Annotated in this window: 13 protein-coding genes; 11 read left to right on the top strand and 2 right to left on the bottom strand. The window is 68.7% G+C overall.

Going from position 1 to position 16113, the window contains the following annotated elements; genetic code table 11:
• The first annotated feature begins 100 nt into the window (after positions 1-100).
• The 5 genes from ACTVZP_RS08015 (at position 101) to ACTVZP_RS08035 (ending at position 5825) form a co-directional block, all read left to right on the top strand.
• Positions 101-973 (top strand): carbohydrate ABC transporter permease, encoded by an 873-nt coding sequence (locus ACTVZP_RS08015; protein ID WP_443211622.1) that lies wholly within the window; start codon positions 101-103, stop codon positions 971-973.
• Between the two features lies 1 nt (position 974).
• Positions 975-1805 (top strand): carbohydrate ABC transporter permease, encoded by an 831-nt coding sequence (locus ACTVZP_RS08020; RefSeq protein WP_443211623.1) that lies wholly within the window; start codon positions 975-977, stop codon positions 1803-1805.
• A gap of 7 nt (positions 1806-1812) precedes the next feature.
• Positions 1813-2811 (top strand): ABC transporter ATP-binding protein, encoded by a 999-nt coding sequence (locus ACTVZP_RS08025; RefSeq protein WP_443211624.1) that lies wholly within the window; start codon positions 1813-1815, stop codon positions 2809-2811.
• Positions 2812-2908: 97 nt separating this feature from the next.
• Positions 2909-4342, top strand: coding sequence for a mannitol dehydrogenase family protein (locus ACTVZP_RS08030; protein ID WP_443211625.1), 1434 nt, complete (start codon positions 2909-2911; stop codon positions 4340-4342).
• A gap of 385 nt (positions 4343-4727) precedes the next feature.
• Entirely contained in the window at positions 4728-5825 is a 1098-nt protein-coding gene (locus tag ACTVZP_RS08035) for a TRAP transporter substrate-binding protein (RefSeq protein ID WP_443211626.1), read from the top strand.
• 150 nt (positions 5826-5975) lie between these two features.
• Here the strand turns inward: ACTVZP_RS08035 and ACTVZP_RS08040 are convergent, their stop codons facing one another.
• Complete coding sequence (locus tag ACTVZP_RS08040; protein ID WP_443211627.1) at positions 5976-8030, bottom strand: TRAP transporter large permease; 2055 nt, start codon at positions 8028-8030, stop codon at positions 5976-5978.
• A complete protein-coding gene (locus tag ACTVZP_RS08045; protein ID WP_443211628.1) occupies positions 8027-8626 on the bottom strand; it encodes a TRAP transporter small permease subunit in 600 nt (199 codons plus the stop codon). Before ACTVZP_RS08045 ends, ACTVZP_RS08040 begins: the two co-directional genes overlap by 4 nt.
• Positions 8627-9010: 384 nt before the next feature.
• Here ACTVZP_RS08045 and ACTVZP_RS08050 point away from each other — a divergent pair, with 384 nt between their 5' ends.
• From ACTVZP_RS08050 to nuoG, 6 genes are read left to right on the top strand one after another with little or no spacing between them, the layout of a single operon-like run.
• Complete coding sequence (locus ACTVZP_RS08050) at positions 9011-9397, top strand: NADH-quinone oxidoreductase subunit A (protein WP_443211629.1); 387 nt, start codon at positions 9011-9013, stop codon at positions 9395-9397.
• Entirely contained in the window at positions 9394-10011 is a 618-nt protein-coding gene (locus ACTVZP_RS08055) for an NADH-quinone oxidoreductase subunit B (protein WP_443211630.1), read from the top strand. The genes ACTVZP_RS08050 and ACTVZP_RS08055 overlap by 4 nt, the downstream gene beginning before the upstream one ends.
• Positions 10008-11750 carry an NADH-quinone oxidoreductase subunit C/D gene (gene nuoC / locus ACTVZP_RS08060; RefSeq protein WP_443211631.1) on the top strand — a complete coding sequence of 581 codons (1743 nt, stop codon included), beginning with the start codon at positions 10008-10010 and terminating at the stop codon, positions 11748-11750. The genes ACTVZP_RS08055 and nuoC overlap by 4 nt, the downstream gene beginning before the upstream one ends.
• Positions 11747-12220, top strand: coding sequence for an NADH-quinone oxidoreductase subunit NuoE (nuoE, locus tag ACTVZP_RS08065; RefSeq protein ID WP_443211632.1), 474 nt, complete (start codon positions 11747-11749; stop codon positions 12218-12220). Before nuoC ends, nuoE begins: the two co-directional genes overlap by 4 nt.
• Positions 12217-13467, top strand: a complete 1251-nt coding sequence (locus ACTVZP_RS08070; protein WP_443211633.1) for a complex I 51 kDa subunit family protein — start codon at positions 12217-12219, stop codon at positions 13465-13467. Before nuoE ends, ACTVZP_RS08070 begins: the two co-directional genes overlap by 4 nt.
• Positions 13464-16031 (top strand): NADH-quinone oxidoreductase subunit NuoG, encoded by a 2568-nt coding sequence (gene nuoG / locus ACTVZP_RS08075; RefSeq protein WP_443211634.1) that lies wholly within the window; start codon positions 13464-13466, stop codon positions 16029-16031. Before ACTVZP_RS08070 ends, nuoG begins: the two co-directional genes overlap by 4 nt.
• Positions 16032-16113 lie beyond the last annotated feature (82 nt).

The raw sequence follows: 16113 nt of genomic DNA on the forward strand, positions 1-16113 counted from the left end.
AGCGGATCCGGCCCGCAACCCCTTCCGCGGACGGGCCCGACCTGTCCGCCGCCTGCCGCCCCGCCCCATCCCTCGAACAGCTCAGCCTCGGAGGTTCGCCATGGCGACCGAGCATTCCAAGACTGCGGCGCGTCTGATGATTTCCCCGGCCGTGATCCTCCTGTTCCTGTGGATGATCGTGCCGCTGTCGATGACGCTCTACTTCAGCTTCCTGCGCTACAACCTCCTCATGCCGGGCATGGAGAGCTTCACCGGCTGGGACAACTACTATTACTTCCTGACCGATCCGGCCTTCTCGGCGGCGCTGACCAACACGATCCTCCTCGTGGTGGGGGTCCTGCTCATCACCGTGGTCGGCGGCGTGCTGCTGGCGCTGCTGCTCGACCAGCCCTTCTGGGGCCAGGGCATCGTGCGGGTGCTGGTGATCGCCCCCTTCTTCGTCATGCCCACCGTCTCGGCGCTGGTCTGGAAGAACATGTTCATGAACCCCGTGAACGGCATGTTCGCCCATATTGCCCGCGGCCTCGGGCTTCAGCCCTTCGACTTCCTGTCTCAGGCGCCGCTCGCGTCGATCATCGGGATCGTCGCCTGGCAGTGGCTGCCCTTCGCGACGCTGATCCTGCTGACGGCGCTCCAGTCGCTCGACCGCGAGCAGATGGAGGCCGCCGAGATGGACGGCGCGTCGCCACTCGCGCGGTTCTTCTACATCACCGTGCCGCACCTGACCCGCGCGATCACCGTGGTGGTGCTGATCCAGACCATCTTCCTCCTGGGCGTCTTCGCCGAGATCCTCGTGACAACCAACGGCGGCCCCGGCACGGCCTCGACCAACATCACCTATCTCGTCTATGCGCAGTCCCTCCTGAACTACGACGTGGGCGGCGGTTCGGCCGGCGGCATCGTCGCGGTCATCCTCGCCAACATCGTGGCCATCTTCCTGATGCGCATGATCGGCAAGAACCTGGACGCCTGACATGTCACGCCGCATCACCCCCCGCCGCACGCTGATCGTCACCATCGCCGCCTGGACGGTCGCCTTCCTCATCTTCTTCCCGATCCTCTGGACGGTGCTGATGAGCTTCAAATCGGAAGGCGACGCCATCAAGGCGCCCTTCGCCATGCTCTTCTCGGACTGGACCTTCCATTCCTACGCCGAGGTGCAGGAAAGGTCGAACTACTCGCGCCACTTCATGAACTCGGTGGTGATTTCGCTGGGCTCCACCCTCGTCGCCCTCGCCATCGCGATCCCGGCCGCCTGGGCCATGGCCTTCGTGCCGGGCAAGCGGACCAAGGACGTGCTGATGTGGATGCTGTCGACCAAGATGATGCCGGCGGTGGGCGTGCTCATCCCGCTCTATCTGATCTTCCGCGACACGGGGCTTCTCGACACGCGCACCGGCCTCGTGATCGTGCTCACGCTGATCAACCTGCCGATCGTGGTCTGGATGCTCTACACCTACTTCAAGGAGATCCCGGGCGAGATCCTCGAGGCCGCACGGATGGACGGAGCCACGCTGCGCTCCGAGATCCTCTACATCCTCACGCCGATGGCCGTGCCGGGCATCGCCTCGACGCTGCTCCTCAACGTGATCCTGGCCTGGAACGAGGCCTTCTGGACGCTGCAGCTGACCACCTCGCGGGCCGCGCCGCTCACGCAGTTCATCGCGAGCTACTCGAGCCCCGAGGGCCTCTTCTACGCGAAACTCTCGGCGGCCTCGACCATGGCCATCGCGCCGATCCTGATCCTTGGCTGGTTCAGCCAGAAGCAACTCGTCCGTGGCCTGACCTTCGGCGCGGTGAAGTGAGGGACCCATGGGAAAGATAACCCTGCGCAACGTCCAGAAGCAGTTCGGTGAGGCGGTCGTCATCCCCTCGCTCGACCTCGACATCGAGGATGGCGAGTTCGTCGTCTTCGTCGGCCCATCGGGCTGCGGCAAGTCCACGCTCCTGCGCCTGATCGCGGGCCTCGAGGATGTCTCGGACGGGCAGATCCTGATCGACGGCCGCGACGCGACCGAGATGCCGCCGGCGCGCCGGGGCCTTGCCATGGTGTTCCAGAGCTACGCGCTCTATCCGCACATGACGGTCAGGAAGAACATCGCCTTTCCGCTGAAGATGGCGAAGATGGAGCAGGGCGAGATCGAGCGGCGCGTGTCGAACGCCGCCAAGATCCTCAACCTCACCAACTATCTCGACCGCCGCCCCGGCCAGCTTTCAGGCGGCCAGCGGCAGCGGGTGGCCATCGGGCGCGCCATCGTGCGCGAGCCGGCGGCCTTCCTCTTCGACGAACCGCTCTCGAACCTCGACGCGGCGCTGCGCGTCAACATGCGGCTCGAGATCACCGAGCTGCACCAGTCGCTCGAGACCACGATGATCTACGTCACCCACGACCAGGTCGAGGCCATGACCATGGCCGACAAGATCGTGGTGCTGAACGCCGGCCGGATCGAGCAGGTGGGCTCTCCGCTGACCCTCTACCGCAATCCGGCGAACCTCTTCGTGGCAGGCTTCATCGGCAGCCCGAAGATGAACCTGATCGAGGGGGCCGAGGCGCAGAAGCTGGGGGCAACGACCATCGGAATCCGCCCCGAGCATGTCGACATCTCGCGCGACGCGGGCACCTGGGAAGGTGAGGTCGGCGTCTCGGAGCATCTCGGCTCGGACACGTTCCTGCACGTCCATGTCGCGGGCCTGCCCACCCTGACGGTGCGGGCCGGCGGAGAGTTCGGCGTCCATCACGGCGACCGGGTCTGGCTCACGCCGCAGTCCGACAAGATCCACCGCTTCGGCCCCGACGGCAGGGCGCTCTGACCCGCCGGACCGCGGATGGCAGGGCCAGTCGAGGCCCCTCCCCGCCGCCGACCTTTGCGCCCCGGACGCGGGCGTTCCCTTCACGAGGTACTGCAAAATGAACCGCACCGTCGCCCGTCCCGCCTATGACCGACAGGCCCTCACCCCCGGTATCGTCCACATCGGCGTGGGCAATTTCCACCGGGCGCATCAGGCGGTCTATCTCGACGACCTCTTCGCGCTCGGCGAGGGACATGACTGGGCGATCCTCGGCGCGGGCGTGCGGCCGACCGATGCCCGTATGCGCGAGGCCCTGGCCGCGCAGGATCATCTCTCGACCGTGATCGAGCTCGACCCCGAAGGCCATCGCGCGCGGCAGGTGGGCGCCATGATCGGCTTCCTGCCGGTCGAGGCCGACAATGCGGCCCTGATCGAGGCGATGTCCGACCCCCGCATCCGCATCGTCTCGCTGACGGTGACCGAGGGCGGTTACTATGTCGACTCGACCGGCACCTTCGACCCGACCCATCCCGACATCGCGGCCGATGCCGCGCATCCGAAGACGCCGGCCACCGCCTTCGGCGCGATCCTCGCGGCACTCCGGGCGCGCCGCGATGCGGGCATCGCGCCTTTCACGGTCATGTCCTGCGACAACCTGCCGGGCAACGGCCATGTGACGCGGAACGCCGTCGTGGGCCTCGCCGAACTCTACGACGCCGACCTCGCGGGCTGGGTGAAGTCGCATGTGGCCTTCCCGAACGGCATGGTGGACCGCATCACCCCGGCCACCGGCCCGCACGAGCGCGAGCTTGCGCAGGGCTTCGGCCTTGGCGATCCCGTGCCCGTGACCTGCGAGCCGTTCCGCCAGTGGGTGATCGAGGACAACTTCCCCTCCGGCCGTCCCGCGCTCGAGAAGGTGGGCGTGACCTTCACCCCGCATGTCCACGCCTACGAGGCGATGAAGATCCGCATCCTGAACGGCGGCCATGCGGTGATCGCCTATCCTTCGGCGCTGATGGACATCCTGCTCGTGCACGAGGCGATGGCGAACCCGCTTGTCTCGGCCTTCCTGCACAAGGTCGAGGTCGAGGAGATCCTGCCTCATGTCCCCCCGGTGCCCGACACGAGCATCCCCGATTATCTCACCCTGATCGAGAGCCGCTTCTCGAACCCCGAGATCGCGGACACGACGCGCCGGCTCTGCCTCGACGGGTCGAACCGGCAGCCGAAGTTCATCGTGCCCTCGCTGCGGGACAACCTTTCGGCAGGCCGGATGCCGAAGGGCCTCGTGCTGCTCTCGGCCCTCTGGTGCCGCTACTGCTTCGGCACCACGGACTCGGGTCTCGTGGTCGAGCCGAACGACCCGAACTGGGAGGCGCTGCAGCAGAGAGCTAAGCGGGCCAGGACCAACCCGGCGGAATGGCTCGCGATGACCGAGGTCTACGGTGATCTCGGCCGGAACGAGGCCTTGGTGGCCGAATTCGCGCAGGCGCTCGAGTCAGTCTGGCGGGACGGTGCCGAGACGGTTCTGCAGCGGTATCTCGCCGCCTGAGCGATCCTGCGGGCCACGGACTTGGTGGCGGCCCGAACCGGTCGCGCACTACAGACCTGCCGCAGGATGGCGCCCTCTCCCAGCAGATCGGCGCGCCGGACCGCGTGAGGCGAGTGCATCCGCTTCGCCCCCACGGCTTGCAAGAGGCAGCGGAGCCACGCCACACGCGGCCAGGCCGAGCGCCCTGGAGCTGGGCAGATGCCTGTCGGGCGAGCAGGAGCGGGCCGCCCGCAAGAGCAGGGCCAAGCTGACGCAACCGTTTGCGCGGGCTTGCGGAAAGCCGCGCGCCTCGGTTCTGGACAGCAGCCCATCGCGGTGTAATCTGCGCGCAGCGCGCGGCCGACGGAAAGAAGCCGGCCCGCCTCGTCCAGCAGGGAGGAATACCATGGACCGTCGCTCATTCATCACCAAGGCCGCCGTGGGGGGCGCCGCGGCCGGCGCGCTCGCCGCGCCCGCCATCGCCCAGACCGCACCCAAGGTCACCTGGAGGCTCACCTCCTCCTTCCCGAAATCGCTCGACACGATCTATGGCGGCGCCGAGGTCCTCTCGAAGATGGTTTCCGAAGCCTCCGACGGGAACTTCCAGATCCAGCCGTTCTCGGCAGGTGAGCTGGTTCCGGGCCTGCAGGCCGCCGATGCCGTGACCGCCGGCACCGTCGAATGCTGCCACACGGTCGGCTACTACTACTGGGGCAAGGATCCGACCTTCGCGCTGGCCGCGGCGGTGCCCTTCTCGCTCTCGGCGCGCGGCATCAACGCCTGGCACTACCATGGCGGCGGGATCGACCTCTACAACGAGTTCCTCGCGCAGCACAACATCGTGGCCTTCCCCGGCGGCAATACCGGCGTGCAGATGGGCGGCTGGTTCCGGCGCGAGATCAACACCGTGGCCGACATGCAGGGCCTGAAGATGCGGGTCGGCGGCTTCGCGGGCAAGGTGATGGAGCGCCTCGGCGTCGTGCCGCAGCAGATCGCGGGCGGCGACATCTACCCGGCGCTGGAAAAGGGCACGATCGACGCCACCGAATGGGTCGGCCCCTATGACGACGAGAAGCTCGGCTTCTTCAAGGTCGCGCCCTACTACTACTACCCCGGCTGGTGGGAAGGCGGCCCGACCGTCCACTTCATGTTCAACAAGGGCGCCTATGACGGGCTTCCGGCGCAGTATCAGTCGCTGCTGCGCACCGCCTGTCAGGCGGCCAACGCGAACATGCTGCAGATGTACGACTACAAGAACCCGACCGCGATCAAGTCGCTCGTGGCCCAGGGCACGCAGCTGCGCCCCTTCAGCCCCGAGATCCTGCAGGCCTGCTTCGAAGCCGCCAACGCGGTCTACAGCGAGATGGAAGCCTCGAACCCCGCCTTCAAGAAGATCTGGGACTCGATCAAGGCCTTCCGCTCCGAGCACTACACCTGGGCGCAGATCGCCGAGTACAACTACGACACCTTCATGATGGTGCAGCAGAACGCCGGCAAGCTCTGATCCAGAGAAGCCGGACGAAGGAAGACCCCGAAGCGACGCGCTTCGGGGTCTTTTTCGTGGAACAGCGGCGCACGTCGGCAAATGGCAGACGCGGCCAGCATCCTCGCGGTCCGGAAGTGAAACGGCGGCACCCGAAGGTGCCGCCGTCTGTCAATTCTGCGCGGGCGGGGACAGACCCGGCGGCGGTCCACCCGGCGCAAGGCCGGGCGGCGCGGCCGGGGCGGTGCCGGGCGAAGGTGCCGTCGGAGCGGGGGCGGCAGGCACTCCCGGTGCGCCCGGTGCGGGCGCGTCCCCGGGTGCCGGGGCCGGAGTGGCCGGCGCGAGACCCGGAGGAAGCCCGAGCCCGCCCGGAGCCGGCGCCGAACCAGGAGCCGGAGTTGCCGGAGCAAGGCCCGGAGCGGCGCCCAGTCCGCCCGGAGTCGGGGCAAGACCGGGAGGAGCCCCCAGCCCGCCCGGTGCCGGGGCCTGTCCCGGCGCGAGGCCCGGAGGCGCCCCGAGGCCGCCTGCGCCCGGAGCGGGCTGCGCACCCGGAGCGCCAAGCCCTCCGCCCAGTCCACCCCCGAGGCCTCCGCCCAGTCCGCCCCCGAGACCCGGCATCTGCGGCAGGGTGATCGTCACGTTCGACGTATCCACGGGCGCGCCCTTGTAGTGCATGACCATCTGCGGGAACAGGATGACCAGCGCCACCATCAGGATCTGGATGAAGACGAAGGGCACCGCTCCCCAGTAGATCTGGCCGGTGGTGACCGGGGCCATGCGCGCCTTGGTCACCGGATCCTCGTAGGCCTGCCGCGGCGCGACCGAGCGCAGGTAGAACAGCGCGAAGCCGAACGGCGGGTGCATGAACGAGGTCTGCATGTTGACCCCGAGGATGATCCCGAACCAGATCAGGTCGATCCCCAGCGCCTCGGCCGCGGGCGCAAGCAGCGGCACGATGATGAAGGCCAGCTCGAAGAAGTCGAGGAAGAAGGCCAGCAGGAAGACCAGCACCGAGACCGCGACCAGGAAGCCGTATTCGCCGCCCGGAAGCGAGGTCAGCAGATGCTCGACCCAGACGTGACCGTTCACGCCGTAGAAGGTCAGCGAGAACATCCGCGCCCCGAGCAGGATGAACATGACGAAGGCCGAGAGCCGCGTCGTCGAGGCCAGCGCCTGCGTCACCACGGGAAGGTTGAGCCGCCCCTTGACCGCGGCGAGCAGCAGAGCGCCCACGGCCCCCATCGCCCCGCCCTCCGTCGGAGTGGCGATGCCGAGGAAGATCGTGCCCAGCACGAGAAAGATCAGCGCGAGCGGCGGGATGAGGACGATGATGACCTGCTGCGCGAGCCGCGACATGAGCGGTCCACCCGCCGCACGGTCGAGGATGGCGGCGATGTAGATCACCACGATCCCGGCCACGGCCCCGAGGATGTCGGCGTTCTTCGCGCCCTGCGCCTCGGCCAGCCAGTAATGGGCACCGACGGCGATGCCCACGGCCACCGCCAGCGCCACCACCAGCGACATCACGCCCGAACCCAGCGTGCGTGCCTCGAGCGGCAGCGCCGGCATCGACGCCGGCCGGAAGATCGACATGATCAGCACGTAGCTCATGTAGATCCCGGTCAGGATCATGCCGGGGATGAGCGCCGCCTTGTACATGTCGCCCACGGACCGGCCGAGCTGGTCCGCCAGAACGATGAGGACGAGGCTCGGCGGGATGATCTGCGCGAGCGTGCCCGATGCCGCAATGACGCCCGAGGCGATGCGGCGATCGTAGCCGTAGCGCAACATGATCGGCAGCGAGATCAGCCCCATCGCGATCACCGAGGCCGCGACGACCCCCGTCGTTGCGGCGAGCAGGGCGCCCACGATGATCACGGCATAGGCGAGCCCGCCCCGGATCGGCCCGAAGAGCTGGCCGATCGTGTCGAGAAGATCCTCGGCCATCCCGGATCGTTCCAGCACGATCCCCATGAAGGTGAAGAAGGGGATGGCGAGGAGCGTCTCGTTCGACAGCACGCCCCAGAACCGCTCGGGCATCGTCCCGAGAAGGTTCCAGCCGAGCGTGATGGTGCCCTCGGACAGCGGGGCAAGCTCGACGCCGATGAAGAAGAACAGAAGCCCGTTCGCCGCCAGCGCGAAGGCCACCGGATAGCCCAGCAGCAGGAAGACGACGAGCGAGGCGAACATGATCGGCGCCATGTTCCCCGCGATGAATTCCATCATTTCTTCACCTCGCTGCCATGCACCTCACCGGCGAGCAGCTCGCCCTCGCGTTCGGCGGCCTCGTGGGCCGAGACGAAGGGCGTCGGATCGGGGATGATGCCCCGCATCACGGCGATCTTCTTGACGATCTCGGATACACCCTGCAGGGCAAGCAGGAAGAAGCCGACCAGCAGCAGCGCCTTGGCCGGCCAGATGATCAGCCCGCCCGAATTGGTCGAGACCTCGCCCATCATCCACGACCGCTCGACATAGGGCCCGAGGTAGAAGAGCATCAGCAGGACGAAGGGCATGAGGAAGACCACATGGCCGAAGAGATCGATCCAGTGCTGCACCCTGCGTGAGAAGAGCCCGTAGACGATGTCAATGCGGATATGCTCATTCTGCTTCAGCGTGTAGGCCGCGGCGAAGAGGAAGGCGGCACCGAACAGATACCACTGAAGCTCGAGCCACGCATTGGACGAAGTGTTGAGCACCTTGCGGACCGTCGCATTGCCCGCGCTGATGAAGATCGCGATCAGGATCAGCCACGACACCCCGCGACCAATGATCTCGTTCATGCGGTCGATGAACCGCGCCAGGCTGAGTAGCCCTCCCATGTTCCTCCCTTTCCGGTTTCGTTGTGGAAAAGTACCGGCTCTCGCGGCTACCTATGTCGAAGCGACCCCCAACCGTCAATGCGCGGCCCTGCTCCGACGGGTCTTTCGCGCCTGCGGAAAGCCGCATTCCGACCGGCCTCCGCGCCGGATGGCCATATGGGTCGGGCGGTCCGCTGTCGCCGCCTTGATGCGTCAGAAGCCGCGGCGATATGGCGCGGGCCGCGCATCTTCAACAGGCGGATCATGGCTCTAACTGAGAATTACTGATACAGATCAAGGCGCCTGCGTTACACCAATGGTTAATCGGCAGATGATACAGTCGGACAGGATCACGCGGGTCAGCCAGGACCCACCGATCCCGCCGGCCCGGAAGGACGCAGACACATGCTCGACCTGATGAACAGCCTCGATCCACGGGCCGCCCTCGGCGTGCATCTGGCCATCGTCGCGGTTACCGTGGCGGCGATCCTTCTGGTGGCGGGCGCGCTGCGGGAACCTTCGCGCGATGGCTTTGGCACCTACGAGAGCGGCGCCCCGTCCGGCCGTCCGCTGCGGGGGCGGGTTGCGACGCAATACTTCCTGATCGCGGTCTTCTTCATGATCTTTGACGTCGAGGTGGCGGTGCTCTTCGCCTGGGCAGTGTCGGCGCTGGACCTGGGGACGGGGGGGCTCATCGCCGCCACGGTCTTCATCCTCGTGCTGCTGGCCGCCCTTGGCTGGCTCTGGATGGACGGCGCCCTCGAGACCGGACCGGGGAAGGACCGGGCATGAGCTGGAACATCGCGCGGCCCGGCGCGGAGGCGCCGGAAAGCCGCATGGCGGCGTCGCATCTGTTCACGCGCCTCGACGATCTCGTGGCCTGGTCGCGCAAGCACAGCCTGTGGCCGTTCAACTTCGGCCTCTCCTGCTGCTACGTGGAGATGGCGACCGCCCTCACCCCGGTCTACGACCAGGCGCGCTTCGGGGCAGAGGTCATCCGATCGACGCCGCGTCAGGCGGACCTTCTGATCGTCTCGGGCACCGTCTTCCGCAAGATGGCCGTGCCGCTCTACCGCCTCTACCAGCAGATGCGCGAGCCGCGCTGGGTGATCTCGATGGGCGCCTGTGCGAATTCGGGCGGCATGTATGACATCTATTCCGTGGTTCAGGGCGTGGACAGCTTCCTTCCGGTCGACGTCTACATCCCCGGCTGCCCGCCGCGGCCCGAGGCGCTGATGGAGGCGCTGGTTCTCCTGCAGTCGAAGATCGCAGCCGAGGCACGACCGCTCCAGATCCGCATGGGCGAGACCGGGCCCGCGCGCCCCTTTGATCCCGTCCCACGCCGCGACGCGCTGCGTGAGACACGCATGTCCGTCACCCGTCTGGCCGATCCGGAGGCGAAATGAGCCTCGACCACGGCAGTCCCGACGCGCTTCAGGCGCTGCGGTCGCGCTTCGGCGACGGCATCCTGTGCGAGCAGCCGACGGGTGAGGCCTTTCCGGTGGTCTGGCTCTCGGTCGCCGTCTGGCAGGAGGCGCACCGCTTCCTGCGCGAGGAGATCGCGGCGGGTTTCCCGCTGCTGGCCGATCTCTGGGCGATCGACGAGAGTCGCCGGGCGCATCGCGGGGGCCAGCCTGCCTCGCGGATCACGCTCTGCTCGCATCTCGTCTCGCTCGCCCGCAACGCCGACCTGCGCCTCAAACTCGCGACCGACGGTCATGCGCCCTCTGTGGCCGGGGTCTATGCCAATGCCGACTGGTACGAGCGCGAGGCCCACGACATGTTCGGCCTCGACTTCGGCCGCGAGACGCGCCGGATCCTGATGCCGCCGACCTGGGAGGGGCACCCGCTTCTCAAGACGCACTACGCGCGGGCGACCGAGAAGCCGCCCTTCGTGCTGACCGACCGGCTGTTCGAGGCCGAGGAGCGCGCGACGATCACCGATCCGGACCTGCTCGGCCTGCCGAAGCAGCGCGACGGCGAAGAGCTGATGGTTCTCAACTTCGGCCCGCATCACCCTTCAGCACATGGTGTTTTCCGGATTCTCCTTGGCCTCGACGGCGAGGAGGTCGTCTGGGCCTCGCCCGACATCGGCTATCACCACCGCGGCGCAGAGAAGATGGCCGAGCGTCAGACGTGGCACGGCTTCATCCCCTACTGCGACCGGATCGACTATCTGGGCGGCGTGATCTCGGAGCTGTCCTACCTGCTGGCGGTCGAGCGGCTCTGCGGCATCACGGTGCCCGCCCGCGCGCAGATGATCCGGGTCATGCTCTGCGAATTCTACCGGATCATGAACCACCTGCTGTTCTACGGCACGATGGCGCAGGACGTGGGCGCGATGTCGCCCGTGTTCTACATGTTCACCGACCGTGAGAAGGGCCACGAGGTCCTGAACGCCATCACCGGCGCGCGGATGCATCCGGCCTTCTTCCGCATCGGCGGCGTGGCGATGGACCTGCCCACGGGCTGGGACGGAATGGTGCGCGACTTCCTCGACTGGATGCCCGCGCGGCTCGATGAATACGAGCGGATGGTGCTGCGCTCCGAACTCTTCCGCGCCCGCACCGTGGGCGTGGGCAGCTACGACACCGACATGGCGCTGACCTGGGGCACCACCGGTCCCGGCCTCCGCGCGACGGGCTGCGACTGGGACCTGCGCAAGAAGCGCCCCTATTCCGGCTACGAGCAGTTCGATTTCGACGTGCCCGTGGGCCATCGCGGCGACACCTTCGACCGGACGCGGGTGCGGGCCGACGAGATGAGGGAATCTCTCAAGATCATCCGCCAATGCCTTGAGAACATGCCGGAAGGCCCGGTGAAAGCCGACCATCCGCTGACCACGCCGCCCCCTCGCGGCGCGATGCAGAAGGACATCGAGACGCTGATCGCCCATTTCCTGCAATCGAGCTGGGGCACGGTCGTTCCCGCGGGCGAGGCCACCGGACAGATCGAGGGCCACCGCGGTCTCACGCAATATTCCATCGTCTCCGACGGCGGCACGCAGAGCTACCGGACGCGGATCCGCACGCCCTCCTTCGCCCATCTCCAGATGATCCCAAAGATCGTGCCCGGCATGACCGTGGCCGACCTCGTGGCCCATATCGCGAGCATTGATTTCGTCATGTCGGACGTCGACCGATGAGCCTGTCTCCCGATCTCATCGCCCGCATCCGCGCCGCCTCGGACGAGCACGGCGGACCCCGCGCCGCCATGCTTGAGGCGCTGAAGCTGATCCAGTACGAGCACGGCTGGGTCTCGGACCCGCATCTGGCCGAAGCGGCGGCGACGCTGGGCGTGCATCGCGCGGAAATGGAAGCTCTGGCAAGCTTTTACTCGCTGATCTTCCGCCATCCGGTCGGGCGGACGGTGATCCTTCTGTGCGACGGCGCCTCCTGCTGGCTGAACGGCGCCGAGGAGGTCCGCGAGGAACTCAAGCGCCGCCTCGGCATCGGCTTCGGCGAGACCACGGCCGACGGGCGCTACACGCTTCTGAACGTGGCCTGCCTCGGCGGCTGCGACCGCGCGCCCGCGGCCGTCGTGGGCCGCGACCGGCGCCTCGTGGGCCCGCTCTCGCCCGCGGGCGTGGCGGCGCTGCTGGAGGAGGGATTGTGACCGACCTGCCCCTCACCGGCCGCGCCCGCCCCGACCGCCGTCCGCATACGCTCGCCGAATGGCGCGCGGAAGGCGGCTACGAGGCCGTCGAGCGCGCACGAACGATGACCCCGTCTGAGATCATCGACATGGTCGAGGCCGCGCATCTGAACGGCCGCGGCGGCGCGGGCTTTCCGGCCGGGCGCAAGTGGCGCTTCATGCCCGAGCGCGGGACCTCTCCCGGCGAGGGCCCGAGCTATCTGATCGTGAACGGCGACGAGATGGAGCCCGGCGCCTTCAAGGACCGCTTCCTGCTGGAAGCCATGCCGCATCAGGTGATCGAGGGCGCGATCATCACAGCCCTCGCCACCCATGCAGACGAAGCGATCGTGCTCATCCGCGACGAATACCGGCCGGGCATCGCCGCCGTGGAGCACGCCATTCACGAAGCGCGGGATGCGGGCCTGCTGGGCGACCTCGCGATCCGGGTTCATCCGTCGGCGGGGCGCTACATCGTGGGCGAGGAGACCGCACTCATCACCGCGCTGGAAGGCCACCGCGCCGTGCCGCGCAAGCGCCCGCCTTTCCCGGCGCAGTCGGGCCTCTGGGGGCGGCCCACGACGGTCAACAACGTCGAGACCATCTCGCTCGTCCCCCATATCCTCTCGCTCGGACCGCAACGGTTCCGCGCCCTCTCGCGCACGGAAGAGGGCGGCACGAAGCTCTACGGCGTCTCGGGCCGGGTGAAGCGCCCGGGCCTTTTCGAGGCGCCGATGGGCACCACCGCGCGCGAGCTGATCGAGCGGGCGGGCGGTGTCTCGGGCGACGGGCGGCTCATGGCCTTCCAGCCGGGCGGCGGCGCCAGCGGCTTCTTCGGGCCGGACCAGCTCGACCTTCCGCTCGACTTCGGCCATGTGGCGAAAGCGGGCTCGATGTTCGGCACGGGCATGCTGATCGTCCTCGACGGCACCGCCTGCCCGGTGGGCTTCCTCGCCCGCCACATGCGCTTTTACGCGCGCGAAAGCTGCGGCTGGTGCACCCCCTGCCGCGAGGGGCTGCCGCTGGTGGCGAAGATCCTCGACCGCTTCGCTGCGGGTCAGGGCCGCCGCGCGGATCTGGAGCTGTTGCAGATGACCGCCGCCGAGGCCGCCCCCCGCGGGCGCAGCTTCTGCGACCTGATGGGGGGTGCCATGGCGCCGCTCGCCTCGGGGCTCAGGATGTTCGCGGCCGAGTTCGAGGCGCGTCTGGCGGAGGGAGAGCGGGCATGAGGATCACCGTCAACGGCCGCCCGCTCGACGTGGAGGGCACGAAGGACCTGCTCACCACCTGTCTCTCGGCGGGCATCGAGATCCCGCATTTCTGCTGGCACGGCGATCTGGGCTCGGTCGGCGCCTGCCGGCTCTGCGCGGTGCGGGTGCATGACGGGCCCGAAGATACCGAGGGCCGGATCGAGATGGCCTGCATGACGCCCGTGCGCGAGGGCCAGCGGATCGAGGTCATGGATCCCGAAGCCGAGCGCTTCCGCGCCCGGATCATCGAATGGCTGATGGTGAACCATCCCCACGATTGCGCGGTCTGCGAGGAGGGCGGCGCATGCCACCTGCAGGACATGGTCGTGGCCTCGGGCCATCATCGACGCCGGGCGGAGGTGCCCAAGCGCACCCACCGCAATCAGGATCACGGACCGTTCCTCACGCAGGAGATGAACCGCTGCATCGGCTGCTACCGCTGCCTCCGCTTCTACCGCGACTATGCGGGTGGCCGTGATTTCGAGGTGCTGGGCGCCCATGACCGGGTCTGGTTCGGCCGGACCGAACCCGGCGCGCTCGAGAGCCCCTTCGCGGGCAACCTCGCCGAGGTCTGCCCGACCGGGGTCTTCGACGACCGCTGGTGGTCGCGCCACTACGCGCGGCCCTGGGACATGGCCGAGACGCCCTCGATCTGCGCGAACTGTTCGGTCGGCTGCAACATCACCCTCTTCGAGCGCGGCGGAACGCTCCGCAAGGTGCAGAACCGGACGCATGGCGCGATCAACGGCTCGTTCCTCTGCGACCGGGGCCGGTTCGGGGCGCTTGCGGCCGAGGCGGCCCGTCCGACCCATCCCACCCGCAAGGGCGCCGAGATCCTCTGGTCCGATGCCATCGAGGCCGCCCGCGCCCTCGTCGCGCGCGGCGCGGTGGGCATCGGATCTCCCCGCGCTTGTCTCGAGACCAATTTCGCGCTGCGCAGGCTCGTGGGCGAAGACCGGTTCTTCGCCGGATGCAGCGCTTCCGAGGCGGCGTTGGTGGCCCGGATGGCCGCGCTCCTGCGGCAGGGGCCAGCGGGGATCGCCTCGATCCGTGACATCGAGCGGGCCGATGCGGTGCTCGTTCTGGGCGAGGATCTGACCGGCACCGCGCCGCGCGCCGCGCTTGCCCTGCGACAGGCCGCGCGCGGGGCCGAGCGGCGTCTCGCCGCCGAAAAGGGCGTGCCGGAGTGGATGGATGCCGCCGTGCGGGTTGCGGGCGAAGGCCGCCGCTCGCCGGTGGCGCTGGTCACACCCCTGCCCGACGCGCTCGACGAGGTGGCGCTCTGGCCGCTCCGCCGCACGCCGGCAGAGGTGGGCGCCTTCGGGCAGGCCGTGGCTGCGGCGCTCCGCGGCGAGGAGACTGCGCCCGAAGCGCGTGCGGTGGCCGAGGCGCTGGCCGCGGCCGAGGCGCCGGTGGTGATCGCGGGCGCGGGTCTCGGCCTCGCAGGTCCCGCCGAGGCTGCGGCTGCCGTCGCCGCGGCGCTGGGGCCGCGCGCCCGGATCGCGCTCTTTCCGCACGAGGCGGGCAGCCTGGGCCTCGCCCTTCTGGGCGGCACCGGGCTCGAACGGGCGGTCGCCGAACTCGAGGCCGAACAGCGCCCCGTGATCCTGCTCGATGCCTCCCTGCCCGACCGTGCCCCGACCGAGCTCGTCGAGCGGCTGATGGCCGCCGCAACCGAGGTGATGCTGCTCGACTGGCTCGACGGGCCGCTCGCGCCGCGGGCTGATCTGATGCTGCCGGTCACGGCCCCCGCCGAGACCGCGGGCACCTACATCAACCACGAGGGTCGGGCGCAGCGCTTCTTCACCGGCCGCCCGTCCGATCTGGTGCCCGCCTGGCGGCTGCTGTCGCCGCTCTGCGGGGCGACCGAGACCACGCTCGACGAGATCCTGGCCGCGCTTGCCCATGATTGCCCCGAGCTTGCTGCGGTGGTCGATGCGGCACCCGGCGCCATGGCCGGGCCGGTGCCGCGCCTGCCGAGTCGCGCCTCCGGGCGCACCGCCTTCGATCTGGCAGGGCGCGTGCCCGAGGGCGAGCCCCGCGCCGACGCTGATTCCGCCCTTGTCTGGTCGATGGAAGGGGCGCAGGGCCTCGACGTGCCGCCCGCGCTGCGCACCCGCGCCGACCGGCCGGGCCTGCATTCCGCGAGCAGTGCCTGGACGGGGACCGAAGGCGTCGGGTGTCCGGTGCGCGGCGGCGATCCGGGCATTCGGCTCCTCGTGCCGGGTTCAGGCACCGCCAGCCTGCCACTCGAGGATGCAGACGGCGACGGCTTCCGCACCCTGCCCCTTCACGATCCCTTCGCCGCAAGTTCAGCCGACCGCGCGAGCCCGCCTCTGGCCGAGCGCGCGCCCCCGCCCCGGCTCCTTCTGCACCCCGAGGATGCCCAGGCGCTGGGTGTCGCGGAGGGCGCGATGCTCCTGATCGACGGCCGGCCCGCGCCGGCGCCGCTGACGGTCGATGACAGGGTGCCACGCGGTCATGTCGCGATCTCGGGCTCAAGGGGCCAGGCGGGCTTCGTCACGCTGGAGGTGGGCCCATGATTGCTCGGAAGACGCGCCTCCCGGCGAGACATGCCGTCCCGGACCCGCATCAGGTCCCTGCCCGCGCAGCCGCGGATGCGGG

The sequence above is a fragment of the Rhodobacter sp. NSM genome (assembly GCF_052244495.1).
GTDB lineage: Bacteria > Pseudomonadota > Alphaproteobacteria > Rhodobacterales > Rhodobacteraceae > Cereibacter_A.

Bases quoted from the DNA above. Each gene is read 5' to 3' on its own strand.
- ACTVZP_RS08015 (WP_443211622.1), top strand. From the start codon at position 101: ATGGCGACCGAGCATTCCAAGACTGCGGCGCGTCTGATGATTTCCCCG.
- ACTVZP_RS08020 (WP_443211623.1), top strand. From the start codon at position 975: ATGTCACGCCGCATCACCCCCCGCCGCACGCTGATCGTCACCATCGCC.
- ACTVZP_RS08025 (WP_443211624.1), top strand. From the start codon at position 1,813: ATGGGAAAGATAACCCTGCGCAACGTCCAGAAGCAGTTCGGTGAGGCG.
- ACTVZP_RS08030 (WP_443211625.1), top strand. From the start codon at position 2,909: ATGAACCGCACCGTCGCCCGTCCCGCCTATGACCGACAGGCCCTCACC.
- ACTVZP_RS08035 (WP_443211626.1), top strand. From the start codon at position 4,728: ATGGACCGTCGCTCATTCATCACCAAGGCCGCCGTGGGGGGCGCCGCG.
- ACTVZP_RS08040 (WP_443211627.1), bottom strand. From the start codon at position 8,030: ATGATGGAATTCATCGCGGGGAACATGGCGCCGATCATGTTCGCCTCG.
- ACTVZP_RS08045 (WP_443211628.1), bottom strand. From the start codon at position 8,626: ATGGGAGGGCTACTCAGCCTGGCGCGGTTCATCGACCGCATGAACGAG.
- ACTVZP_RS08050 (WP_443211629.1), top strand. From the start codon at position 9,011: ATGCTCGACCTGATGAACAGCCTCGATCCACGGGCCGCCCTCGGCGTG.
- ACTVZP_RS08055 (WP_443211630.1), top strand. From the start codon at position 9,394: ATGAGCTGGAACATCGCGCGGCCCGGCGCGGAGGCGCCGGAAAGCCGC.
- nuoC (WP_443211631.1), top strand. From the start codon at position 10,008: ATGAGCCTCGACCACGGCAGTCCCGACGCGCTTCAGGCGCTGCGGTCG.
- nuoE (WP_443211632.1), top strand. From the start codon at position 11,747: ATGAGCCTGTCTCCCGATCTCATCGCCCGCATCCGCGCCGCCTCGGAC.
- nuoG (WP_443211634.1), top strand. From the start codon at position 13,464: ATGAGGATCACCGTCAACGGCCGCCCGCTCGACGTGGAGGGCACGAAG.